This is a genomic window from Bradyrhizobium sp. USDA 326, assembly GCF_049739485.1.
GTDB lineage: Bacteria > Pseudomonadota > Alphaproteobacteria > Rhizobiales > Xanthobacteraceae > Bradyrhizobium.
In genome coordinates this window covers 2,355,210-2,376,674 of sequence record NZ_JBMGQA010000001.1, presented here as the reverse complement: position 1 = coordinate 2,376,674, position 21,465 = coordinate 2,355,210, and the positions used below count along the sequence as shown (strand labels likewise).

Annotated in this window: 24 protein-coding genes; 17 read left to right on the top strand and 7 right to left on the bottom strand. The window is 59.7% G+C overall.

Features of this window, described 5'->3' with window-relative positions:
* The first annotated feature begins 95 nt into the window (after positions 1-95).
* The 8 genes from ABIG06_RS11340 (at position 96) to ABIG06_RS11305 (ending at position 7,868) form a co-directional block, all read left to right on the top strand.
* On the top strand, positions 96-305 hold the full coding sequence (locus ABIG06_RS11340) for a hypothetical protein (RefSeq protein WP_370136472.1): 210 nt from the start codon (positions 96-98) through the stop codon (positions 303-305).
* A 234-nt stretch (positions 306-539) separates the two neighbouring features.
* Positions 540-1,811 carry a tyrosine-type recombinase/integrase gene (locus tag ABIG06_RS11335; RefSeq protein WP_370136470.1) on the top strand — a complete coding sequence of 424 codons (1,272 nt, stop codon included), beginning with the start codon at positions 540-542 and terminating at the stop codon, positions 1,809-1,811.
* Positions 1,812-1,903: 92 nt separating this feature from the next.
* Positions 1,904-3,178, top strand: coding sequence for a hypothetical protein (locus tag ABIG06_RS11330; protein WP_370136469.1), 1,275 nt, complete (start codon positions 1,904-1,906; stop codon positions 3,176-3,178).
* Between the two features lie 454 nt (positions 3,179-3,632).
* Positions 3,633-3,824 carry a hypothetical protein gene (locus ABIG06_RS11325; RefSeq protein ID WP_370136467.1) on the top strand — a complete coding sequence of 64 codons (192 nt, stop codon included), beginning with the start codon at positions 3,633-3,635 and terminating at the stop codon, positions 3,822-3,824.
* A complete protein-coding gene (locus ABIG06_RS11320) occupies positions 3,821-4,132 on the top strand; it encodes a hypothetical protein (protein ID WP_370136466.1) in 312 nt (103 codons plus the stop codon). Before ABIG06_RS11325 ends, ABIG06_RS11320 begins: the two co-directional genes overlap by 4 nt.
* Positions 4,132-6,924 carry a DUF927 domain-containing protein gene (locus ABIG06_RS11315; RefSeq protein WP_424578280.1) on the top strand — a complete coding sequence of 931 codons (2,793 nt, stop codon included), beginning with the start codon at positions 4,132-4,134 and terminating at the stop codon, positions 6,922-6,924. The genes ABIG06_RS11320 and ABIG06_RS11315 overlap by 1 nt, the downstream gene beginning before the upstream one ends.
* The gene (locus ABIG06_RS11310; protein WP_370136461.1) at positions 6,914-7,564 is read left to right on the top strand and encodes a hypothetical protein; all 651 of its coding nucleotides are present in this window, start codon (positions 6,914-6,916) and stop codon (positions 7,562-7,564) included. The genes ABIG06_RS11315 and ABIG06_RS11310 overlap by 11 nt, the downstream gene beginning before the upstream one ends.
* Positions 7,551-7,868: a hypothetical protein gene (locus ABIG06_RS11305; protein ID WP_370136459.1), complete on the top strand. Its 318-nt coding sequence runs from the start codon at positions 7,551-7,553 to the stop codon at positions 7,866-7,868. Before ABIG06_RS11310 ends, ABIG06_RS11305 begins: the two co-directional genes overlap by 14 nt.
* Before the next feature lie 145 nt (positions 7,869-8,013).
* On the opposite strand, the gene ABIG06_RS11300 is transcribed toward ABIG06_RS11305, so the two are convergent.
* From ABIG06_RS11300 to ABIG06_RS11285, 4 genes are all read right to left on the bottom strand, one after another.
* Entirely contained in the window at positions 8,014-8,217 is a 204-nt protein-coding gene (locus ABIG06_RS11300) for a hypothetical protein (RefSeq protein ID WP_370136457.1), read from the bottom strand.
* A 154-nt stretch (positions 8,218-8,371) separates the two neighbouring features.
* Entirely contained in the window at positions 8,372-8,686 is a 315-nt protein-coding gene (locus ABIG06_RS11295; protein ID WP_370136455.1) for a hypothetical protein, read from the bottom strand.
* 163 nt (positions 8,687-8,849) lie between these two features.
* On the bottom strand, positions 8,850-9,065 hold the full coding sequence (locus tag ABIG06_RS11290; RefSeq protein WP_008543887.1) for a dodecin family protein: 216 nt from the start codon (positions 9,063-9,065) through the stop codon (positions 8,850-8,852).
* A 131-nt stretch (positions 9,066-9,196) separates the two neighbouring features.
* Positions 9,197-9,331, bottom strand: a complete 135-nt coding sequence (locus ABIG06_RS11285; protein ID WP_370140998.1) for a hypothetical protein — start codon at positions 9,329-9,331, stop codon at positions 9,197-9,199.
* On the opposite strand from ABIG06_RS11285, the gene ABIG06_RS11280 reads away from it, so the two are divergent.
* The 4 genes from ABIG06_RS11280 to ABIG06_RS11265 all read left to right on the top strand — a co-directional run bounded on the left by ABIG06_RS11280 (position 9,297) and on the right by ABIG06_RS11265 (position 12,793).
* Positions 9,297-9,959: a phytochelatin synthase family protein gene (locus ABIG06_RS11280; protein WP_370136453.1), complete on the top strand. Its 663-nt coding sequence runs from the start codon at positions 9,297-9,299 to the stop codon at positions 9,957-9,959. The genes ABIG06_RS11285 and ABIG06_RS11280 overlap by 35 nt on opposite strands.
* A 350-nt stretch (positions 9,960-10,309) precedes the next feature.
* The gene (locus ABIG06_RS11275) at positions 10,310-11,317 is read left to right on the top strand and encodes a methyltransferase (protein WP_370136450.1); all 1,008 of its coding nucleotides are present in this window, start codon (positions 10,310-10,312) and stop codon (positions 11,315-11,317) included.
* 151 nt (positions 11,318-11,468) lie between these two features.
* Positions 11,469-11,864: a cupin domain-containing protein gene (locus ABIG06_RS11270; protein WP_424578279.1), complete on the top strand. Its 396-nt coding sequence runs from the start codon at positions 11,469-11,471 to the stop codon at positions 11,862-11,864.
* A gap of 461 nt (positions 11,865-12,325) precedes the next feature.
* A complete protein-coding gene (locus ABIG06_RS11265) occupies positions 12,326-12,793 on the top strand; it encodes a nuclear transport factor 2 family protein (RefSeq protein ID WP_370136446.1) in 468 nt (155 codons plus the stop codon).
* Positions 12,794-13,032: 239 nt separating this feature from the next.
* Here the strand turns inward: ABIG06_RS11265 and ABIG06_RS11260 are convergent, their stop codons facing one another.
* The gene (locus ABIG06_RS11260; protein ID WP_370136444.1) at positions 13,033-14,217 is read right to left on the bottom strand and encodes an acyl-CoA dehydrogenase family protein; all 1,185 of its coding nucleotides are present in this window, start codon (positions 14,215-14,217) and stop codon (positions 13,033-13,035) included.
* Between the two features lie 68 nt (positions 14,218-14,285).
* Here ABIG06_RS11260 and ABIG06_RS11255 point away from each other — a divergent pair, with 68 nt between their 5' ends.
* Positions 14,286-15,167 (top strand): LysR substrate-binding domain-containing protein, encoded by an 882-nt coding sequence (locus ABIG06_RS11255; RefSeq protein ID WP_370136442.1) that lies wholly within the window; start codon positions 14,286-14,288, stop codon positions 15,165-15,167.
* Between the two features lie 137 nt (positions 15,168-15,304).
* On the opposite strand, the gene ABIG06_RS11250 is transcribed toward ABIG06_RS11255, so the two are convergent.
* Positions 15,305-16,657, bottom strand: a complete 1,353-nt coding sequence (locus tag ABIG06_RS11250; protein ID WP_370136440.1) for a transposase — start codon at positions 16,655-16,657, stop codon at positions 15,305-15,307.
* Between the two features lie 774 nt (positions 16,658-17,431).
* Between ABIG06_RS11250 and ABIG06_RS11245 the strand changes: the two genes are divergently transcribed.
* The 3 genes from ABIG06_RS11245 (at position 17,432) to ABIG06_RS11235 (ending at position 19,586) form a co-directional block, all read left to right on the top strand.
* Positions 17,432-18,526 carry a hypothetical protein gene (locus ABIG06_RS11245; RefSeq protein WP_370136438.1) on the top strand — a complete coding sequence of 365 codons (1,095 nt, stop codon included), beginning with the start codon at positions 17,432-17,434 and terminating at the stop codon, positions 18,524-18,526.
* Between the two features lie 237 nt (positions 18,527-18,763).
* Positions 18,764-19,426, top strand: coding sequence for a hypothetical protein (locus ABIG06_RS11240; RefSeq protein WP_370136435.1), 663 nt, complete (start codon positions 18,764-18,766; stop codon positions 19,424-19,426).
* Positions 19,341-19,586, top strand: coding sequence for an HGGxSTG domain-containing protein (locus ABIG06_RS11235; protein ID WP_370136433.1), 246 nt, complete (start codon positions 19,341-19,343; stop codon positions 19,584-19,586). Before ABIG06_RS11240 ends, ABIG06_RS11235 begins: the two co-directional genes overlap by 86 nt.
* Before the next feature lie 55 nt (positions 19,587-19,641).
* Here the strand turns inward: ABIG06_RS11235 and ABIG06_RS11230 are convergent, their stop codons facing one another.
* The gene (locus ABIG06_RS11230) at positions 19,642-20,412 is read right to left on the bottom strand and encodes a hypothetical protein (RefSeq protein ID WP_370136431.1); all 771 of its coding nucleotides are present in this window, start codon (positions 20,410-20,412) and stop codon (positions 19,642-19,644) included.
* Positions 20,413-20,693: 281 nt separating this feature from the next.
* Between ABIG06_RS11230 and ABIG06_RS11225 the strand changes: the two genes are divergently transcribed.
* On the top strand, positions 20,694-21,464 hold the full coding sequence (locus ABIG06_RS11225; protein ID WP_370136430.1) for a hypothetical protein: 771 nt from the start codon (positions 20,694-20,696) through the stop codon (positions 21,462-21,464).
* The last annotated feature ends 1 nt before the right edge of the window (position 21,465 follow it).

Sequence of the window (21,465 nt, the reverse complement as noted above, 5' to 3'; positions counted from 1 at the left end):
GACGTTCATTCTCAATCAATCTCAAACAGCAATCCCGGGCTTGTGAGTGGCAAGCATGGGCACGCGATCTAATATGAGGGCGCGGAGGACAGCCAATGCAATACAGCTCCGAGCTCATTCAGACGATGCGTCAGGCCCTGGAAGCCGTGATGGCGAACGTGCCGGCCCATCAATCGGTGTTCGGTCTCAAAGCGGCCGTGGCCGAATTCATCCTGAAAGCCGCCGCACACGGCCAAACGTCGTATGACGGACTGGTGACGTCCGCCTCCGATCAGGTCCAGGCGATTGTCGCGATGCTGACGTGAGTGCCGGCATGAAAACCGCTGGCAAAATCTGGCGCACCCGACACGATTCGAACGTGTGACCTTTGCCTTCGGAGGGCAAGGGTGGGGTAATTTCCCCTGCTTACCTGAAATCCCTTGGAATTGATCGCCCTCAGATATAGGCTGAAACCGGCCTGATTTGGGGGCTACGGTCGTTTCCTCAGATTTCCCCCGTTTTCCGGCGCCTGCTTACCCGGTGCTTACCTCGAGGGATACGTGCCGAAACTGACAAAGCGCGTTGTCGACGCCGCGGAAACTACGGGAGACGACGTCTTCGTATGGGATGATGAGCTCCGGGGCTTTGGCCTGCGCGTGAAGAAAAGCGGAGCCAAGTCCTTCCTGGTGCAGTACCGGAACGCCAACGGCCGCAGCAGGCGGCTCACGCTGGGGCGCTACGGCGTGCTGACTCCCGAGGAGGCCCGCCGAGATGCCAAGCTGGCCTTGGCGGACGTGGTGAGGGGGGCAGATCCGGTCGAAAGCAAGAAGCTCGCCCGCGGCGCGATGACGGTCGAGGAACTCTGCCGGGAGTACCTGGGCAAGGCCGAGCGGGGCCTCATCCTCACGCGGCGGGGCGAGGTCAAAAGCAAGACGACCCTTTACAGCGACAAGGGCCGTATCGAGCGGCACATCATCAAGCTGGTCGGCAAGAAGACCGTGAAGGGCTTCACCTCCACAGACGCAAAGGGCCTCCAGCGCGACATTATCGCGGGCAAATCAGCGGCCGACGTGAAGACCAAGACCCGAGGCCGGGCCATTGTGACCGGCGGGAGGGGAACAGCAGCCAGGACGATGGGGCTGCTGGGTGGCATCTTCAGTTACGCCGTCGACGAGGGCTACCGGCAGGACAACCCTGTCAATGGCATCCGGCGACCTAAAGACCAGACTAGAGAGTGGCGCCTCGATGACGCTGGGTATCGCCGCCTGGGGAAGTGCCTAGCCGTGGCCGAAGCAAACGGCGAGCACTGGCAGCGCGTCCTCGCCAGCCGGACGTCCGCCATGACAGGCTGCAGATTGGACGAGGTGGAAGGCTTGCTGAAGACGGAGGTCGATACTGTCGGGATGGCCCTTCGCCTCGGCAATAGCAAGACGGGCAAGAGCATCCGTCCTGTTGGGCCCGCCGTCATTGCGGTGCTGAAGACCGCAATGGCGAAGTCCAAATCGAAGTACGTATTCCCCGCCATCACGAGCGAGGCGAAACACCATACGGGTTTGACGCGGTGGCTTCAGAAGGTTTCTGCCAAGGACGTCCCGGGGATCACTAGCCACGGACTGAGGCATTCCTTCAGCTCTACTGCCGAGGATCTCGGGTACACGCTGCCTACCATTAAGGCCCTGATCGGCCATTCCAAAAAGGGTAACGTTACGATGGGCTACATTCACAAGATCGATTCGGCGCTTCTCGCAGCTGCCGACCGGATCGCCAGGCACATCGATGATGCCATCAACGGAAAGAAACAGAGCAAGGTCGTCCAGTTTCGGAAGGCCTAATCGATCGGCGCGGCTAGGGTAGCTCCCGAAAAGCTGGTCCGCACCAGCCTGCCGCGTCGTCCACATTGCGGATGCTCCAAGCGGAGGAGCGCATGGCGGACTATGGATCGTATCTTCGCGAGATCGTGAATGCGCACGATCTTGTCGGCTTTGACGATGTCTTCTGGAATCTTGGCCAGGTTCTGGCGTGGGTCGAAACAAGAAGCCCGTTTGCGGTTGACGCACTTTCTGATTCGTCGCGAGAATTGTCTCGCCGAGAGCATTCGTTCCCTTCAGGGCTTCCTCATTTCGCTTCTGAGATTGCCGCGAGTGCTGCCAAGGAGAATGGCCATGCGCCATTACCTTCGCCATTTCGATCGCTCGATGAGGTCCGTAGGGTCGTCCTAAGATCCTTGCAATTGGGTACGCTCAAAGCTTCCGGGCAGCGACGCGGCTCCACTGTGCGTGAGCAAATCACGACTCTTGAATGGGCCGATCTCGTCATTTCAGACAATGTGTACGGCGAGATGAGCGTCCATCGCCATCCAGCCTTTCCAGTCGAGTGGCACGACGTCCGTGTTCTGCGAGATGAAGTGCTGAGTGCTTTTCCGCCGCCTCCATCGCGATCGTCTCAGCGTCCGAACGCCAGAGTTACACCAGTTCCGGAAGGATACTACGCCCTAGAGAAGGCTGTGCTCCTGATTGCTAAGGAATTGGACAGCGACATCTGGCAAAGCGGAAAGATGACGACGAACGAGATCGTGGCCTATGAGAACTTGGGCCAAGTGAACCATTACAAGAATCTGGGCCAGATACTTGACGATATCGTCGCCAATCTACGCGACCGAAAGGGCAATCTGCCGGACGATACGATAGCGCAGCGGCTCGCCAGTTACGAAAAGTGCCGGGGCGTGGTCAAAGAGGCGCTGCTGGCGGGTGATCTGAAATCGCTTCTCCAGTTCGAGACCGGCGAACGAGTGGAGCACCCTTCCAAGGCTTGGGACCAGGACGACGCTATCGCGTGGTTTGATGATGGCTTCATTTGGGTTGATGATGCGCCGGCTACCGCGGCTCCTGGTTGGGCATCCATCCTTATCGATAAGGATTCCTTCTCTGATTGGTACTATTCGGGGACGGGGCCTATGGCCGATGTCGAGGCCAAGGAGCCTGACAAGGGTGGGAGGCCGCCCGAGTACGACTGGGACGCGATCAAGTCCTACGCCATGTCCATCATCAAGGAGCGTGGTCTACCGGCCCGCGCCAATAAACGCCTGCCCTCAAAGGAGCAATTGACCGTCGCGATCTTGGACGCCTGGGCTTTTAAGGGGATCGAACTGAAGAAGCCGACCGTTAGTCGTTACGTCAAGAAGTGGTTGGATGAGCTTTGATCATAACCTGGGCTGAGAGGTTATGATGGGTTTTGGCAGGGTTCTGAGCGGACTTTAGCTCGCCTGCCATGCGAGTGGTTTCGCATCGATGACGAGGATTCCCCTCGGTTGATGAGAGGCCCCAATGAGAGAAAACCCTGATCGCCTACTGCGGCGCGCCCAAGCAGCCAAATACATCGTCGAGACGTATAACGTCCCGTGTTCACCCAAGACATTAGCAAAGCTTGCTTGCGTTAGCTCGGAAGGGCCGCCCTTTCGGCTCGCCGGGCGCTTCCCGCTTTACCCCGTCTCAGGCCTCGACGCCTGGGCACAGAGGAAGATCGGACCGTTGGTCAGATCGACCTCTGAGGTTCGCCGCGTCGCCTGACACCCTCCCTCAAAAGAAAACCCGGCTGCACGATCCACATCTTGGCGGATCAGATCGTGCGCACCGGGTTTCCCTGGAAATCGTAGTATGAAAAGACATAGCAAACGCATCCGGCAATCTCAATCCGTTTCTGACCTGCCGCTCTTCTCATGGCGCGTCACCCTCCTGCAGCCGAGCAGCCGAGCCGGCCTGTTCGTCGCCCGACGCTACCGCGTGCACCCGGCCTTCGCTGATCTGATCGCTAACCTGGCGGGTCTCGGAAGCGAGGTGCGCCAATGAGCTACCCGGATAGCCCCGGCTTCAAAGCCGTCGGTCCGAGCAGCGAGGCCGCGCGGAAGCTGACGGAGCGTGCCACCACGATTCGCGAGCGCGTCCTTCAGTTTCTTCGATCGCAGCATCCGGCGAGTTTCTCGCCGGACCAGATCGCTGCGCGCCTCGAGATCAGCATCCTGAGCGTCAGGCCGCGTGTTTCCGAGCTCCACCTGCAAGGCGAGATCGAGCCGGACGGAACGCGATGCAAGAACGTGTCTGGCATGTCGGCCCAGTGCTGGCGCGCCGCAAAATTATCAGCGGGAGAGCGCCGCTAATGGGAACGATGATGAATAGCTTCAACAGCGCCCAGCGCGTCGATTTCAAGGCCGTCAGCTCGGCGGCCCTCAGTGCATTGGATTTCGTCATTCCCCAGCTGTTGCCGGGCGGCCGCCGCGAGTCCGGCGAGTGGGTGGCGCGCAATCCCACCCGCAACGACGCGAAGCCGGGCAGCTTCAAGGTCAACCTGAGAAGTGGCGTCTGGTGCGACTTCGCTACCGGCGACAAGGGCGGCGACGTCATCGATCTCAAGGCATACCTCGACGGCAAATCTAAGCTGGACGCAGCGCGCGACCTCGCGTCGATGTTGAACGTGCAGTCTACGGGTACGACCAACCTGACCGGGAACGTGCGCGATCCCCAGAAGGTGAGCGCGAACGTCGCCGCGACGCCGACCGAGGCCAAAGATGCGCCTGTCTTCCCCGCGCGAACGAAGCCGGATGACGACGGCAAGCCCCGCTTCATGGTGGCGGGTGACGAGGGGCCGCGCCCGCGTGACAACGAGAAGCGACGCCACATCTACAAGTGCGGCGGCGTGCCTGTTCGCATCAAGATCATGACCGGGGGTGAGCAGCGGGCCTTCAACGCCTATCGCGTTGCAGATGTCGGTGGCACCACGGGTTGGCAGTATCGCAAGCCCGATGGTTACAAGTCCGTCCCCTATCTGGCGGGTGATCTCGACAGCTCGACCGCGGTCTTCTGGCCCGAGGGCGAGAAGGACGTGGACTCTGTGGGCAAACGCGGCGGCTGCGCCATCACGTTCGGCGGCGTCGGCGATGGGTTGCCGGCGGGCTGCGAGCAGTACTTCGCGGGCAAGCATCTCGTTATCCTGGCCGACAACGATGACGAGGGATCGGATCACGCCGATGCAAAGGCGGCGCTCGCGTTTGGCATCGCTGAGAGCGTCCGCGTGGTGCGGTTCCCAGAACTGCAGAAGAAGCAGGACGTCTCCGACTGGTTCGAAGCCGGGCACTCATTCCAAGATCTCGAGGAGAGGGCGCGCACGACCGTTGAATGGAAGCCGTCAACGGAAGAGATGAGCCAGGAGGAGGAGCACATCCATGCCCGGGCCGAGAAGAAGTCGGCCCTGCCGGTCGGCTACAGCTTCTCTGATCGGGGTCTGATGTGGAGCAATCCAGACGATCTCGACAAGCCGGCAATCTTGGTCGCCGGCCACTTCGATGTCGTGGCTGAGACCCGTGACCCAGACGGGGCAAGCTGGGGCGTATTGCTCCACTGGAAGGACCATGACGGTCGCGAGCACCAGTTTGCGCTGCCGCGTGCCACGTTGGCTGGCGACGGCTCGGAGGCGCGCCGGATCCTGATGGATGGCGGGTTCTTCATCTCGCCCAGCAACACCGCTCGCAACCTATTCAACTCGTTCCTGCTTCAGGTGAGGTCGCCGAACCGGGCCCGGGCCACCCAGCGCGTGGGATGGCATGGAAACTCGTTCGTCATGCCGGACGACTGTTTCGGCGCCGATCAGCGCGACCTTTTGCTACTGCAGAGCGCGTCTGCCCACGAACACCCCTTTCGTCAGGCCGGCAGCCTGGAGAGCTGGCAACAGAACGTAGCTAGGTATGCCGTCGGCAACAGCCGGCTCGTGCTGGCATTGTCCGCGGCCTTTGCGGGACCGCTGGTCGGCCCATGCGCGGCTGAGGGGGGTGGCGTCCACTTCAAGGGCGCCTCATCCACGGGCAAGAGCACGGCCTTGCATGTCGCCGGCAGCGTCTGGGGCGGCGGTGATACCAATGGCTACATCCGCTCATGGCGATCGACGGCCAACGGTCTGGAGGGCGTCTCACTCGCGCATTGCGACACGTTGCTGTGCCTGGACGAGCTGTCCCAGCTGGCGGCGAAGGATGCCGGTGAAGCCGCCTACATGCTCGCGAATGGCTCGGGTAAGTCCCGCAGCACGCGGGACGGCTCGGCCCGTAGGGCGGCGAAGTGGCGCGTCCTCTTCCTGTCGTCGGGTGAGATCGGCCTCTCCGACAAGGTGGCTGAGGACGGCCGTGGCAAGCGCCTGGCAGCCGGTCAGCAGATCCGGATCGTGGATGTGTCGGCCGATGCCGGCGCTGGGATGGGGATGTTCGAGCAGCTGCACGGGTTCACCTCACCGGACGCCCTCGCGGTTCACCTGAAGACCGCGACGCAGCAGCACTACGGCGTCGCCGCGAGGCAGTATCTCGCGGCCATCGTTCCGCACATCGAGGACATCCGGAAGACCGTGAAGGACGTCGTGAAGAGCTTCTGCGACACCTATGTGCCGGCAGGAGCGGACGGGCAGGTTAGTCGCGTCGCTCAGCGATTCGGGCTCATCGCTGCCGGCGGCGAGATCGCGACGCTGTACGAGATCTTGCCCTGGTCGCGGGGAGATGCCGTGAACGCAGCTGCACTGTGCTTCGAGCAGTGGCTCGCAGCCCGCGGGGGGCATGAAGCAGCGGAGACCGCCGCTGGCATGGAGCAGGTGAGAACCTTCCTCCTCAAGGACGGGATGTCGCGCTTCATTCCCGCATGGGAGGATAACCCGCCCAAGGGGATGCAGGCGCGTGATGTCGCCGGCTTCAGGGAGCAGATGGGCGATGGCTGGGACTTCTACGTCACCACCACGGCCTGGAAGGAAATCTGCGCCGGTCTCGACCCGCGGCGCGTAGCAGCGACGCTGAGGCAGAAGGGCTACATCGAGGGCGAGGGCTCCCACACGGCGAAGTCAGTCCGGGTGCCCGAGCACGGAAAGATGCGCCTCTACCACATCCGTTCGACCTTCCTGGAGGATGCAAATGAAGCATGACTTGCAAGCCTTCTCCCGGGACATCGTGGCCCTCATGAAAATGAGTGGGGACAGTGGTGGCAGTGGGGACACTTCCGAGAAGTCCCTGCGGCACAAGGATTATTTTGTCCCCACTCAAGAGACGAGCGTGTCCCCACTCAAAAACGAGTGGGGACAGGCCTCAACGGCAAGTGGGGACAGAAAAACGTCGAGAATTGAAGTGGTTAAACGGGGTGTCCCCAGTGTCCCCACTGCCACCACTCATTTTGAAGAGGGGCGAAAGGCACAAATCTTCGAGGACGACACCGCCGGATGGCATGCAATTCTGCAGGAGCTGAAACGAATGCAAGCACCCGAGTGGGCCGGCCCTGATCGATGGTCCCAGGTGGTCGAAGACGCCGATTCCTTCCTATCGAACTGGGATCGCGCCGCTTGCGATCTCGGCTGGACCGCCCTGGATCTGTTCGGTGTTCATGCCGTCGCACCGGGGTGCCGGTACGATCTCATGGGACTGGCGACGTTGCTTGGAGGTGGGACCGTGTTCGCCTTGTCCGAGCAGACGGCGGCTTTCCGGCGGCTGTCAGGATCGACGCTGACGTATCGACGCAAGCCGATGTCAGGCGCGGTACTTCTGTGTGGAGGTCAGCATGCAATCCGCTGAGGAGACCGCATGGAGGGTGCTCACGCCGTACGACCCCCGGGAGGGCATCAGCCTGGCAACGGCAGCCAAGAGGGCCGGCAAGTCAGAAACCACGATCCGGAATTGGTGCCCTCAGCATGGTCTTGGGCGTCGTGTCGGCGGCGGCGTCTGGGTCGTCAGCCAAGTTGCTCTCGCGATGTTCCTGGATGGCGATATGACGGCTCTTGCTGCTTACCATGCGGGCGACCACTCGACCTCGGAAGTTGCTGGGTACTTCGAGCGCTTCGGTCTGCCTAAACCAAAACCTTCCACTTTCAGGGGGTGACCGGCCACGTGCCGGACTGCGAAGGCCGCTTGTGACCCGAGGCAGACGAACTCGGGAAGGTGCACCACAGTCGACCGCGCTCGGTCCTGCCGACCAGGGCAGGCCGATGGGGCATATTATAGCCGACTGCCGATCAAGCGCCGATCTAGTCTTCGTCTGGCTCGCGCACGACCGCTGGTTCGCCATCGCCATCTTCCCCTTCGTCATCGTCTTCCTCGTCCTCCTCGTCCTCCTCGTCCTCCTCGTCCTCTTCATCAGGATCTCTTGGCGGCAACGCGGTGCCCATAACCACGAGCGGTGTCCAGCAGATCGCTGTGATGAAAAATCCTTCGAAGGTGTGTTGCTTCATGGCGTTGCGGCTCCTCGAAAAAACCCGCAGTCGAATCTTCCTGACGGGTGGCACGCGCAGGTCCAGGGTGCGTTCGTTGCAAACGCGAAGGTGACACCAGCTCGATGACACGAGCAAGGACCGCACCCGCCACGCAGCTCGCGGCGCTTAGGGGCTACCTTATGCCCGAAGACGCATTAGAAGACTCCATGTCCACCAAAAGTTCGCCGCTAGTCACTTCAGGAGCCCCGAGATCGAGGTCATGCAGGCTCGCCTCAACAAACGCCAGTACCTTGGCGTTCGCTGCGTTGGCGCTCTCGCGGTCATCAAATATCATCACGGCGATACCGACACCGCCGCCCGCATCCAGCACATGGTAAGATCTAAATCCCTGCGATTGCCTCAGGATCTCACCGACGCCGCTCTTGGCGCGACGAGCGGCGTCCACGACCGAACGAACATTCGTGTACTTGCGAATGACCATGTACATGGGGCCACCACGTGTCATACGCGCCCCTCGCATCAGAGCGTACCGTTCCCGGCCGGACTAGTGCCAACTTCCGGGAAAGGCCACAGCGTCCGATTGAGCGAACCGTGCAGCGCGCCTTCTCGAATAGGCCATCCCTCGCCCGCAGGGGACGAGGTGCTGAGGCTCAGGTGCCCTCGAACTTGAACGACACGTTGAGCTTGGCGCGATAAGCCTCGACTTTTCCCTTCTCGTCTAGTTGCATATCGAGCTTGACGACCTCTGCGATGCGAAGATCTCGGAGAGATTTAGCGGCTTGCTCGACCGCGTTGGCCGCCGCTTTCTCCCACGAATCTTTACTGGTGCCGATGAGTTCGATGACCTTGTAGACGCTCTCGGGCATGTCGTCCTCCTATCCGGTAGAGCCGGGAAATCTAACATCTGAATCTCGACGCGGATACGTGTCCGCGGATGCCGCGGAAAAGGTTCGCTTGGCTGTCATTTCTTTGTTCGACTGAAGGAAGAAACTCGTTTTCAGCCGAACGAACGCACATTTGGAATGTCCTTTCCGTCGGTTGGTTTCTCAATATAGTTCTGCAGGCCGATGTCGTCATTGCCGCTAAGGTTCTGATCCATGAAGCGATGGCACCTCGTAAGCATCAGCAGCATTGTTATCGCCGTGGGTCTGGTGTGTGCCGGGGCCCTGGTGGTCAGTCGATCACACGTTCCATCGGAAGCCATAGCTTCATCGGTAACACGTACTCCTGAGCTCATGGAGCGTGCGTGGCGCCTGCCCGTGGCAGCCACATTTCAAAGACACGTTGATTGGCAGTCAAATGGCTCTCGCTGCGGACCTGCCGCCGTTGCGAATGCGTACCGGTCCCTTGGCGAGGCGGCAAGGACGGAGGGCGATGTGTTGGCCGGCACGTGGAGCTGCTGGACAGGGGTATGCATAATGGGTCTTACGCTTGACGAGCTGGCCATCGTCGCCCAGTCGCACACCAACCGGAACGTTACGGTCTTGCGCGATCTCAGCGAGAAGCAGTTTCTGGAGCATCTCCGCCGATCCAATGATCCGGGGCGACGCTACATCGTGAATTTCGATCGCGCTCAAATTTTTGGCGCTGGTAGCGGCCACCATTCCCCAATCGGTGGGTATTTCGAGGCCGAGGACCTCGTTTTTGTGCTTGATGTCAATGTTGATTTCCAGCCATGGCTCGTCGAGCGGAGGCGGCTGTTCGACGCTGTAAATACGTTAGACGGTGATAAAAAGCGGGGACTGCTGTTCATAGAGTAAATTATCCCGCATTGCCGCTTGTTGGCCCGTCGCGGCGTCTAGAAGGGTGCTAAGCCGAGCGATCTGCCGGTCGAGCAGCCGGCTCGTTTCAAGTTGCCAATGCATTCGGCCTATTGGCAATGACGAAATCATTGAATAGGTCGGCATTTTGGATTGCGGCCTCGCCTGACCATCTTACGACCGTCTGCTTTCAGGTGGAGAGCGGATTAGGGCCGTGACCTCTCATCACTTCAGCATGTGACCCATATCGGTCATTCCCACGGTCCAGCAGAGCTCGAAAAACGGGTCCTCACAATATCGCAAAAGTGATACCCTTAAGCGTTCGGCGAGGTGCGGCAGGAGGTGAGACCATGGCCACCAACGTTTTGTCGGACCTTACGCGGCTGATTAACGGTTATCAGATTTCGCAGGCCATTCACGTCGCGGCTCGGCTTGGCATAGCCGACCACCTTAGTCACGGGCCCCTAAGCAGCAACGAACTTGCTCAGCTCAGTGGATCGCATCCGAGGACACTTTATCGGCTCTTGCGGGCGCTGGCTTCAGTCGGTGTTTTCAATGAGGCCGAGGACAAAACATTCTCGCTCACCCCGATGGGCGAGTCTCTTCGTTCTGACTCGCCGACACCCCTCGACGGGTGGGCCGCTTATGTCGGCCGACCTTATGCCTGGCAGGCTTGGGGTCATCTTGAACACAGCGTCCGCACCGGCGAGAGTGCCTTTAGGCATCTCAATGGTCAGAGCGTATGGGAGTATCGCAGCACCCGTCCAGATGAGAACGCGATCTTCAACCGAGCCATGACGGCCAATTCTCGCGGCGCAATCGAAGCTATTATCGGGGCGTACGATTTCAGCAGCTTTCGTCACGTCGCGGATATCGGGGGTGGCGAAGGTCAACTGCTGGCTGGGATTCTCGCCGCAAACGAGGGCCTGCGCGGAACGCTGTTCGATCAGCCGCATGTGGTTGGCAAGGCGGCCGAAGTTCTGAACCAACATGGTGTCGCTGACAGATGCGAAATCGTCGGAGGCAGTTTCTTTGAAACCATCCCGGAGGGAGCTGACGCCTATGTGATGCGGGCAATTATCCACGATTGGGACGACAAGGAAGCGATTTCTATCCTGAAGACCTGCCGCCGCGCTATGACGGCTGATGCCAGATTGCTCCTCATTGAACGTGTGGTAGAGCCGCCGAACGAGGGGCCGATCTCGAAGTTCAGTGACCTTAATATGCTCGTCATGCTCGGGGCGCTGGAACGGACCTACGACGAATATTCCTCGCTGTGTCGAGCGGCCGGATTGGAGACGCGCGGCACGGCTCGCGCGGGCTTGCACTTCCAGATCATCGAGGCAGTTCCCACTTAAACTGAAGCAGTGCGGGGTCCTTCTTCACGGCCGCAGGGTCTCCATCAGATGCGCTTCCCGCAACCTTGCGCTTCAGCTGAACATCCAGTGTGGTTTGCACACCAAGGCCCTAAGGATAGGCCTAAGGGCCGAAACGCCTAAAGGAGCAGCGATGACTAAGATCAACAGAAGATCAGCGCTATCACTGGGTTTTGCAACCGCTGCCGTGCTCGCGGCGGGAACATCAGCCTCCGCACAAGCTCAGCTACCACTAGGCGTAAGCATCCAACCTTGGGGTAAACGCGAGTCCATGATCCCGGGCTACAAAACAGTCTCAATGCGCGATGTCGTTTATCAGCCAGGCGCAAGGACTTCCAACCCGTCCATGCCCAATGACATGGTTTGCCACGTACCCGAGGGTGAACTCCGGGTGAAGCAAACCGATGGCATGGAATTTGTTGCGAAGAAGGGTGATGTTTGGACTTGCAAGAAAGGCATCGGCGAAGATCTCGAAAATGTCGGTTCAACTGTCGCAATCATGCGTATTATCGACCTGATACCGGCATGATCATCCGCGCTTGCCGAGTCGCGTATTGAGGTTCACCGATACGGAGATTGCGGTAATTTAAGCGCCCGAAAGATCGTCGCAGCCAGCGGTCGCTGGGCTGCAACGACCGAGCAGTGGCTACTTCCTCTTTTGGCCCGTTGCCGACCTGCGCTCGAAGAGCCGAAACGTCGGCTTGCAGGACACGAGCCAACCAAGGTGAAGCAGCCTGCCAAGGGCAGCGTTGACCCAAGGCGGACGTCAGGCAGCCCGCTCGCACGTTTTTCGCCTAAGCACTCCTGGAAAATGGATCAGCTCTACTGACGCGCCTTAACTGGCTCCGACTAGGCGTCGCAACAAAGCTCTATCAATTGTTGAACTTCTATTTCTTCAATCGTTTCGCCTGAACTCCATATGGTCTTTGGATCATCATGGGACTAATTGTTTGCAACAGCCAATCACGAGTGCACCAGGGGAGGACGTCCATGATCTTCCGCGCACGAAGCTATTTGGTCAACCTCGTCTTTTTCTTGCTGCTGGCTACGGCGGGTGCCGTGCGCGCCGGTAGTGAAGAGGAAGTGAAGGCTGTTTTCGTCAGATTTGTTGCCGCGCAAAACGCTCACGACCTGAAAGAGGTTGGCGTGCTATTGCAAGACTCAGCTCAATTTTTGTGGATCACGCGTGGCACGCCTATCTGGGGTCGTGACTCAGCAATCAAACGTTTCGAGGCCCTGTACCAGGGCACTTGGTCACTCGACCCGAAGATGAACGAACTGAAGGTCATCGAGCTTCAGCCGGGAGTAGCCCAACTGTACGTGCCAATAACCTTTATGATTTCACCGGCTGGGCAGACTGCGCAACCTGCGCGGTTTCTAATGAATCAAGTGCTTGTTAAGACGGGTGACGGTTGGAAGATAACCAGCATTCTTCCAATTCCTGCACCTCAGCCGTAAACCGAACCATAGAGTTCATCACACCGGTGGGGCATAGGTTCGAAGGTCATCGAGCGGAGTCGACCACCTATGGAGCGCGAATGCGCTCGGTCGAAGCGCACCGGCTTATGTCTCTTGGCCCATCGCTTCGGTTTATGCGATGCAGCGGCGCGTTCAGATTTTGGAGTAGACCGGAAGCGATTGGCAGGCACCACCAACCGACGCGACTGCCTCGGAGCGGACGTTGCGGTGGACTGGAGCTAAAAACGGGCTGATCCCACGTCGAAACCGAGTCTAGATCGGCCGGCCGTCACGTATATCGACGGGTTCATCGCAATATGCTTGGTGGCAGCCTGAACGTCGCGAACAGCGCGCTCTAGCGCGTTGCTTTCGAAGATGGATGCAGCTCCGGCCTCGGCGGCCAGCAAATCTACAATCCGCAAGGCCGTTTCCCCCGCATGAGCCGCCGCCATCCGTAATCCGAGCCGCGCCTCGACCAGCCTGGGACCTCCGATGTCGGCGGCGGCCATCAGCTCTGTCATCGCTTGCACGAGAAATGCGCGCGCGGATCGATGGAGCGCCTCTGCTCTGCCAATCATTGCCTGCACAACTTCCCGATCGCGCATGAGCCCGGCCGTTCCAAGTCGGCCCTTCGCCTGGGCCAGCGTGGTAAAGCCGTCAATAGCTCCCCGCGCGATCCCCAGGGGCACCACCGCGACCGTCCACGCGAAAGTGGAAAGGGCTGGCATGCGGTAAAGCAGCCCGCTCACATGTGGTTCGTGGTCAATGAAAGGATGAATCCAGTCGGCGGGCACGTATGCATCCCGAACTTCCCAGTCCGCGCTTCCGGTGCCGCGCAATCCCGAGACATGCCAAGTGTCGTGTATCGCGACCTGCTGCCGCCCAAAATAGCAGCAGAACCGTGGCTGATCTGGTACCTGGTTTTCGCCTATCGTCACCAACCCCATGAAATGCGTGCCATGCGGTGCACCACTTCCAAATGGCCAACGTCCGGAAACGCGATAACCGCTATGGACCGGTACGGCAGTCCCGACCGCTCCGGTCGCACTCACCACGAATGTACGGCGTTCTTCGAACCACTGGCGTACAACGGAGCCCGGCAAATAGCCGCCGACGCGACTCATTCCTCCACCATTTCCGACCAGCCAGCCCACGGCTCCGTCGAGGGCAGCTGCGGCTTCTACGACCTTCATGAAGGCAAGCGGAGATAGCTCAGGGCCGCCGAGGGACGCGGGTAGCCAAAGCTTGAAAAGTCCGGCAGCGGCCAACGCTTCGAAAACGTCATCGTGCAGTCGCCGCTCACGATCGAACGCCGAGCGATGCTTGGTAATGACCGGTTCGATGAACCGGAGAGCGTCCAAAAACGGGACTGCACTTTCGTTCTCTTCCATACCCCATAGTTTCAGCTTCGCTTCCAGACGCAAGTCGTTAACATTTCATGTTCAGATGAGATTAATTCATCTACATTGCCCTTATGGGAAAGCTGCCGCCAATGACACAGTTACGCGCTTTTGAGGCCGCCGCGCGTCATCTGAGTTTTAAGCAAGCAGCCGCTGAGCTCGGCGTTACGCCAACCGCTGTCAGTCATCAGATAAAGCTATTGGAAAAGCATTGCGGCCGGCCCCTTTTTCGTCGAAGGCCGCGACCCCTAGCGCTCACGCCGGCAGGCCATCAGCTCTTTCCGACCCTACGAGACAGCTTCGATAGGATTGCTGAGGCGTGGTCGGGCCTTCAGATCGAACGTGGGGGTCGTCCCCTGCGGATCACGGCGACAAATGCATTTGCCGCTCGTTGGCTTGTGCCACGATTGCCCTCCTGGCGAGCTACTCATCCCAGCATCAAGCTCGAAATCGTTGGCACCGATACAGTACTGAGTCTTGAGGCGAGTGAAGTCGATGTCGCGGTCCGCTATGCGCCCTCACCGCCGCGCGACGGACACGCCGTCGAATTGATGCGCGACACCTTCCACGTTGTTGCGAGCCCCAAGCTCGTCGGCACTCGGACGACGAACCTGCCGCCGGCTAAACTCGTACAATTCCCGCTGATCGAGGCCGCATGGCCTCCGAACGACGTGCAGGCCCCCACCTGGCAACGCTGGCATCGCGCTGCTAACCCGCGCGCGAAAATCGGCTTTGCGTCGCCGGTGAGTTTAAGATTTCAAGAAGAGCTACATGCGATCGAGGCCGCCATAGCCGGTCAAGGCGTTGCCATCTGCAGTGATATTCTCGTGGGTCCTGAATTGGCGAAGGGAACGCTTGTTACGGTGTCATCGGTCAAATTGAGTGGCTACGGGTTCTATGTTGTTCATCGCGCGGGGGGCAGAAACCGTCTAGCCGTAGAGAAATTTATCGCGTGGGCCCTCGCGGCGGTGTGATTTCCTGGCGCCAAGCTCCATCCTGGTCTAGCTGCGAGAAGGTAGCCATGTCTGTTTCTGGCCGATTCCGTTGAAAAAGGCCGCCAGTATTTCGTTGTAATAGCTCGGTCGAGACGTGGCCCAACTGCTCTCCCGTCCTATGCGAGCCCCGGCCTGGGCATCGGGATCAGCTTGGCCATCTTTCGAAGGTTCTGGGCTGTGGCTGCGAGGATGAACTCGTCGCGCGCGCCGTTTGGACCTCGTAAACGCAAACGGTCGAGCTTGAGAATGCGCTTGAGGTGCGCGAACAACATCTCGATTTTCTTGCGGAGCCGGCGCGAGGTGCCTCCCTCCCACGATCTCGCGATCTGGCGCGCCATGTCGCGAGCGCCCTCGTAGATCGAGCGCGGCACTCTCCGTGAAGCCTGCTTGGGGCAACACCGAGCCTTCAATGCGCATCGATCACAATCGCGCTTGCTGGCGAGGTAAAGCATGGTGGCACCATCATTCACCAACGTTCCGGTCGTGGTGAGAACTTTGCCACCAGGGCAACGATAGATGTCCCCAGCATGGTCATAGGTGAAGTCGTCGCGCGAGAAGATCCCGTCTGTGCGGGCCGACTTATCGAAGACTGTAACGTGCGGCTCGATGCCGTGCTCATAGACCAGCCAGGCGAGCATCTCGGCCGAGCCATAGCCGCTGTCACCGAGGAGCCGGCCCGGATAGAGATCAAACCGCTCCAGCGAGCGCTCGATCATGCGCTTAGCGGCCAATACCTCCGCCTGCCGGATTGCCGTCGTTGCCTCAACGTCGACGATGATCGCGTTCTCGATGTCGATCAGGTAGTTCGTCGAATAGGCGAAAAACGCTTGACCACCGTGCGCCCCCGTCCAGCGCGCCGCCGGATCGGAGGGCGAAACGAACTTCGGGGTAACCTCGGTCGCAGCTCCGAAAGCAGCATCATCGAGGACAGCCAGATACTCATCGATTGCTCGGCCGGCAGCCTCCGGCGGAAGTCCCTTATCACCTTCGATCCCCTTCTGCCGATTGGCATCGGCCTTGATCAGGCTCGCATCGACTGCAAATCCTTCACCGCCGACCAGTCGTTCCTCGATGCAGCGGCGCAGCACGCTCTCGAACACGCGACGGAAAAGGTCGCTCTGCCGGAAGCGGCCATGCCTGTTCTTGGAGAATGTCGAGTGATCCGGCACCGCCCCATCCAGACCGAGCCGGCAAAACCACCGGTAGGCCAAATTGAGGTGAACCTCATCGCACAGGCGCCGTTCCGATCGGATGCCGAAGCAGTAACCGATCAGGAGCATCCGGATCATCAACTCGGGATCGATCGAAGGCCGACCGATGCTGCTGTAGAATGGCGCCAGGTCCCGCCGGACCTGTTCGAGATCGACAAACCGGTCAATCAACCGCAGCAAGTGATCAGTCGGGATATGTCTTTCGAGCGAGAACTCATAGAACAAAGCAGCCTGTTCGACTTGCCGATGCCCCATCATGATCTTCAGTCCTGCCAACTAGACAGACTGAATCACTGATATCACTGCGTCGCAACAGCCGTCTTTTTCAACAGAATCGGCCCTTAGCCGAACCACGCTTATCCTGTTATAATGTCGGCTATCGTCGGTAGAACGGACGCGGGACCGCGGTCGCCACGATCGTGGCCCTTTACGGACCCACTGTCCTCCTCAGCCTACTGCCACTTCCAGCGGGGAAGCAGACTTCCCAATCGTCCGGAGTTTTGCGACCACTACGCGCGCGAGAGGGCGGCGCAGAAGCGACAAAGTCCGCAACATCAGCGTCGTTGATATGGTCGAGATCGGGCACTCTTCGTACTGATTACTTCATGCAATTTGCATGAGGACGAACGATGGACGACCCTGCCACCTTCGAGCAACTGATCCAATTTCGCGCCCCTTCGAACCTTTCAAAGGCGATCGACAGGGCCGCGAGCCGGCGTTGCCAGTCCAAATCGGACTACATAAGACAAGCGTTGGTTGACCGGCTTCAGGCACACGAGGGCTCTCCCGTTGGCGAGAAGCGCGATGGTCTACAAGGTGGCCCTAGGCCCACCTTTGATCGTGCCGTGTTCGCTGGAGGCGGCAAGTGACCTGGACGCCCATTACTCCCCAACCAAAGACCTGGACCAAGCAGGAGCGACGCATTCGCGGGTTCGATCCCAATGGATTCGACAGAACTCCCCGATTTGACACGGGTAGCCCCAGCGGCCTTTGGGATCCAAAGCCAGTGCAGGCTGAGACATGGGTGGTTGAATGACGCTTACGATCACTCACGCCAAGGTCACCAGTGGGACCGTCAACGATGCCGTTGAGGTGGATCTGGCCGCCTGGAACGATGCGCATACCGTGGCCGGTACCGTCGATGCGGCGCAAATGCCCGCGCTGACCGGCGACGTGACCTCATCGGCTGGTGCCGTTGCGACGACTCTTGCAACAGTAAACTCCGACGTCGGCACCTTCGGCAGCGCAACGCAGGTGGCCCAGGTCACGCTCAACGGCAAGGGGCTGGCGACTGCTGCATCTAGCGTCACCGTCACGCCTGCCATTGGCAGCATCACGGGCCTTGGAACGGGCGTTGCGACGTTCCTTCAGGCGCCGTCGAGCGCCAACCTTCGCGCCGCATTGACGGATGAGGTTGGTACTGGCGCGGCTTACTTCGTTGGTGGCGCGCTTGGAACGCCGGCCTCTGGTGCTCTGACGAATTGCACGAGCCTGCCTCTCTCGACCGGCGTTACTGGCAATCTGCCTGTATCGAATCTGAATGGCGGCACTGGAGCGACGAGCTCGACGTTCTGGCGCGGTGATGGGACGTGGGCCGCGGCTGCAGCCGCAGGTGTCTCGAGCATCGCGGGCAACACGGGAGCTTTTACGCTCTCCAATGGCATCACCAATTCCACGAATGACATTCGTATCGACACCGGCAATCTTCCTGGCATCGCGTCGAACAGCGCGGCTGCGTCTGGCAAGGTTGGCGAGGTCATTCCCGCCAGCGGCACGTCTGGCACGCTGACGACGGGCACGGGCACAGCTCTCGGCTCCATCTCGCTCACTGCCGGCGATTGGGACGTTAGCGCCATGGTTCAATTCAACACAGGCGGCGGCACCAGCACGACCGATTATTACGTGTCGATTTCTGCGACCGGCGCCAGCATCGCGGCTCCCTATGGAACGTCGATCACATTGCATGAGCGCGTGCCAGCTATGGCCGACCATGGCAATGGCTTCACCATTGGGCCGACGCAGGCGCTGCTCAATTCCACAACCACGCTCTACATCAACGCGCGAGCCGACTACACGGGCACAGCAACCACGGCTACTTGGTCCATCCGAGCGCGACGGATGCGGTAATGGCGAGCTGGACCCAGAAAATCAAGGCGCATGGCGCAAGCAATCACAACGGCTCACCTTTTGCGACCGCGGATGTACCGGCACAGGCGATTGGACCGATCCAATGCAACGGATGTTCGCCGATTTTGATCGTTGGCGAGCCGCCGCGCTGGCCTCGGTCAAGGCGCTGGCGCCGCGCGCTCTTGGCGCAACGGCATGAACTGTTGGCTCAATGATTGGACAGCTTACGAGGTTGATGTGGGACGCAAGGCCAAAAAGAACGCTAGCCCCGCCGAGCGGGCCCTCACGACATCGCCAGAGGCCAAGGCGAATGTTGCCTATTGCCCCCCTCCGGACGAACTCGACAACAGCGTGCCTGAGTTGAGACACCTAGGCGGGTCGAAGTCCGATCAGTGGAATCTCATGCTCTGCAATCAGGTAATCAGTACCGCCTGGTACGGTCGAAACCCACAGCCCGGCAAGGATCTGGACGACAAGAGGACGGCCATTCTCGCCTTCATGGCGGGAGTGAACCCGAAGGACACGATAGAGGGCATGATGGCCGCCCAGCTGTTCGCCTCCCACGCTGCCGCCATGGAGTGTTACCGCCGAGCGATGCTTCCTGACCAAAGCGTCGAGGGCAAGCAGATGAACGTGACGCTGGCGGCCAAGCTGACGAAAGCGAACGCAGAGCAGGCGGCGGCTCTGTCAAAATACCGCGGCAAGGGTCAGCAGAAGGTCGTGGTCGAACATGTGCACGTCTACCAAGGCGGCCAAGCGATCGTCGGACAGGTCACCCCAGGGGGGTCTATGAAAAATTTGGAGGCTCAACCCCATGCTATTGGATATGCAGAATGCTCCCCGGTGCGGTGCGAGATCGAAGAGAAACGGGAAGCCCTGCCAATCGCCGGCAATGCCTAACGGCCGCTGCCGAATGCATGGAGGTCTTTCGCCGGGTGCTCCGAAGGGCAACCAGAATGCCTTCAAGCACGGGCGGTATTCCGCGAGGTACATTGCGGAGAAGCGAGAGATCGCCGCACTTTTGCGCCAGATGCGAGCGGCCTTGTCAGCCCAAGTGTGAGGCGGCTGGCCCGAGAATCGGCCCCATCATTCTTCGTTAGCAGGAGCGAAAGCCGTCAGAATCCGAATTTGACGTAATCGCACCGAGCATAGATGTCTCGCGATTGCCAAACAAACTTGTACTCGCCCTGTTCAATCAGGTCGGAGCATTTCACATCGCCAAAACTAGCGGATGGGATCGTTACGACCTTCTTTTGTATGTAGTTGTAGAAAGTAGGGTACTTTGGGTCAGGCTCTAAGCGCGCGACTGTTACAACCCCGCAAAGCCCGTCAGGTCCAGTGTTAGAAGCCCAAGTCTGAGAGCCAGGCACCCTCTTGAACTGCAGCGAGAAGCTGTTTGTGCCTACAATGCAGGTGCGTGTTTCCCTTTCGTAGTTCAGCGTCGTCAGCTTGGTCATCGTGTGCTCGTTCGGATTTCTGCAGACCTCAACAAGGGCGCTCATCGTTTTGAGCAAGTCCTGCTTAGCCGGAGGCTCCATGGAACTGAGCTGTGCGTAGCCTTCATCGGTAGGCTTTGGATTTTTGATCTTTTCCGCAGCCTGCTCCCATTGTGAGCACTCTTCTTGCTTTATTGGCTTCTCCGTCTTCAGCAGCGCAAGAGCTTTCGAGATTTCCTCTTGGAGCTTCTTGCCCCCACCCTGGCGCCGAACGGAGGCTTGCGTCATCTGGCAGTCCAGGTTTCCACCAGGTCGAAGATGACATTCGTACTGAAGGCTCGACCATTCGGACGTATTGTAAATGAAACCCGTTGTCGGCTGACTCTGTGCGTGTGCCAGCACGGGCAGCAAAGCCGCCACGGACGCCACGAAAGCCAATTTCGCGTTCATATTTGAGCCCCTCATTATAGCCCCCGGCCTTTTGCAGATGCGCGTTCGCATCATCCGAGCACCGCGCGTCCTTCCCGCCCAAGTTAAGCAGCAACGATTCAACCGGAACGGGCGAGCGAAGGCAACAGCCACATCCTCGCAATGGCGGGCTGTTCGCCCCAAGGGGGTTAAATTCGCTTTCGCAAGCAAATTCAAAGGCATATTTTTGGCTCAGTGCCAAGGTCTGGCAAGTAGATGGCCTAGGTCATAAGCTGCGCCTGGGACCCGGAAGGAGACGCTTCGTGGCAAGCGGCGACGATGACAACGAGGAGGATAGGTCTCCTAAGTTGAGGCTCGTCAGCGGCAACCCGAATGCTCGCGCCGATCGACAGATTGAGTGGGCCAAAAGTGAAGCACAGAGCGCACTGTCCCAATTCGCCGCCGCCCTGCTTCGCGCGATGGCGGGCAACGACACAGAAGCGGCGTATCTAATCCGTCGACTGGCTCTCGTCGTAGAGGCGATCAACAAATTCGAGAAACAGGCAGATCGGGGGATGTCCGCCGCGGAGTTGCAAGAAGCGCTGCGCTTGCCGCAAGCGGAGATGGACTATTCGGCGGACGATGATTGGCGCTATCGTCGCTGGCGCCGCGAGGACGGCTTCGACGACATTGTGAAGGGCGCGCTCCGCCTGGCGGCACATAAGCTCCTTGGCGAGGATCCGGCCTTCGGTGGGATGCATTCCGAGAGAGTAATCGAGCGGGGCATAAAGACGCTCGAGGAGCTAAGGCGCCCTCCGCCCCCAGCCCGACCACGATCGAGGCAGACAAAGAACCTGGCAGGCAGCTGGGATGATCTTCATCTGGATGCAAGCGCAGCGAAACCCAAGCGCAGGTTTGGGGAACGGCTGGGGTCAGCGCCCAAGGCCTCCGTCCAAAGGTCGACGCGCCGACGGGCAGAGTTCGACGAAGACGATCTGAAGGAACTTCGAAAGGCGATCAAGGCGAAGGACAACAAGCGCATAGCCGAACTAACGGCAAAGATCGGCAGGCCTCCATCGAAAGGCCTAAAATAGT

Bases quoted from the DNA above. Each gene is read 5' to 3' on its own strand.
- ABIG06_RS11340 (WP_370136472.1), top strand. From the start codon at position 96: ATGCAATACAGCTCCGAGCTCATTCAGACGATGCGTCAGGCCCTGGAA.
- ABIG06_RS11330 (WP_370136469.1), top strand. From the start codon at position 1,904: ATGGCGGACTATGGATCGTATCTTCGCGAGATCGTGAATGCGCACGAT.
- ABIG06_RS11325 (WP_370136467.1), top strand. From the start codon at position 3,633: ATGAAAAGACATAGCAAACGCATCCGGCAATCTCAATCCGTTTCTGAC.
- ABIG06_RS11320 (WP_370136466.1), top strand. From the start codon at position 3,821: ATGAGCTACCCGGATAGCCCCGGCTTCAAAGCCGTCGGTCCGAGCAGC.
- ABIG06_RS11315 (WP_424578280.1), top strand. From the start codon at position 4,132: ATGGGAACGATGATGAATAGCTTCAACAGCGCCCAGCGCGTCGATTTC.
- ABIG06_RS11310 (WP_370136461.1), top strand. From the start codon at position 6,914: ATGAAGCATGACTTGCAAGCCTTCTCCCGGGACATCGTGGCCCTCATG.
- ABIG06_RS11305 (WP_370136459.1), top strand. From the start codon at position 7,551: ATGCAATCCGCTGAGGAGACCGCATGGAGGGTGCTCACGCCGTACGAC.
- ABIG06_RS11300 (WP_370136457.1), bottom strand. From the start codon at position 8,217: ATGAAGCAACACACCTTCGAAGGATTTTTCATCACAGCGATCTGCTGG.
- ABIG06_RS11295 (WP_370136455.1), bottom strand. From the start codon at position 8,686: ATGTACATGGTCATTCGCAAGTACACGAATGTTCGTTCGGTCGTGGAC.
- ABIG06_RS11290 (WP_008543887.1), bottom strand. From the start codon at position 9,065: ATGCCCGAGAGCGTCTACAAGGTCATCGAACTCATCGGCACCAGTAAA.
- ABIG06_RS11280 (WP_370136453.1), top strand. From the start codon at position 9,297: ATGAAGCGATGGCACCTCGTAAGCATCAGCAGCATTGTTATCGCCGTG.
- ABIG06_RS11285 (WP_370140998.1), bottom strand. From the start codon at position 9,331: ATGCTGCTGATGCTTACGAGGTGCCATCGCTTCATGGATCAGAACCTT.
- ABIG06_RS11275 (WP_370136450.1), top strand. From the start codon at position 10,310: ATGGCCACCAACGTTTTGTCGGACCTTACGCGGCTGATTAACGGTTAT.
- ABIG06_RS11270 (WP_424578279.1), top strand. From the start codon at position 11,469: ATGACTAAGATCAACAGAAGATCAGCGCTATCACTGGGTTTTGCAACC.
- ABIG06_RS11265 (WP_370136446.1), top strand. From the start codon at position 12,326: ATGATCTTCCGCGCACGAAGCTATTTGGTCAACCTCGTCTTTTTCTTG.
- ABIG06_RS11255 (WP_370136442.1), top strand. From the start codon at position 14,286: ATGACACAGTTACGCGCTTTTGAGGCCGCCGCGCGTCATCTGAGTTTT.
- ABIG06_RS11250 (WP_370136440.1), bottom strand. From the start codon at position 16,657: ATGATGGGGCATCGGCAAGTCGAACAGGCTGCTTTGTTCTATGAGTTC.
- ABIG06_RS11245 (WP_370136438.1), top strand. From the start codon at position 17,432: ATGACGCTTACGATCACTCACGCCAAGGTCACCAGTGGGACCGTCAAC.
- ABIG06_RS11235 (WP_370136433.1), top strand. From the start codon at position 19,341: ATGCTATTGGATATGCAGAATGCTCCCCGGTGCGGTGCGAGATCGAAG.
- ABIG06_RS11230 (WP_370136431.1), bottom strand. From the start codon at position 20,412: ATGAACGCGAAATTGGCTTTCGTGGCGTCCGTGGCGGCTTTGCTGCCC.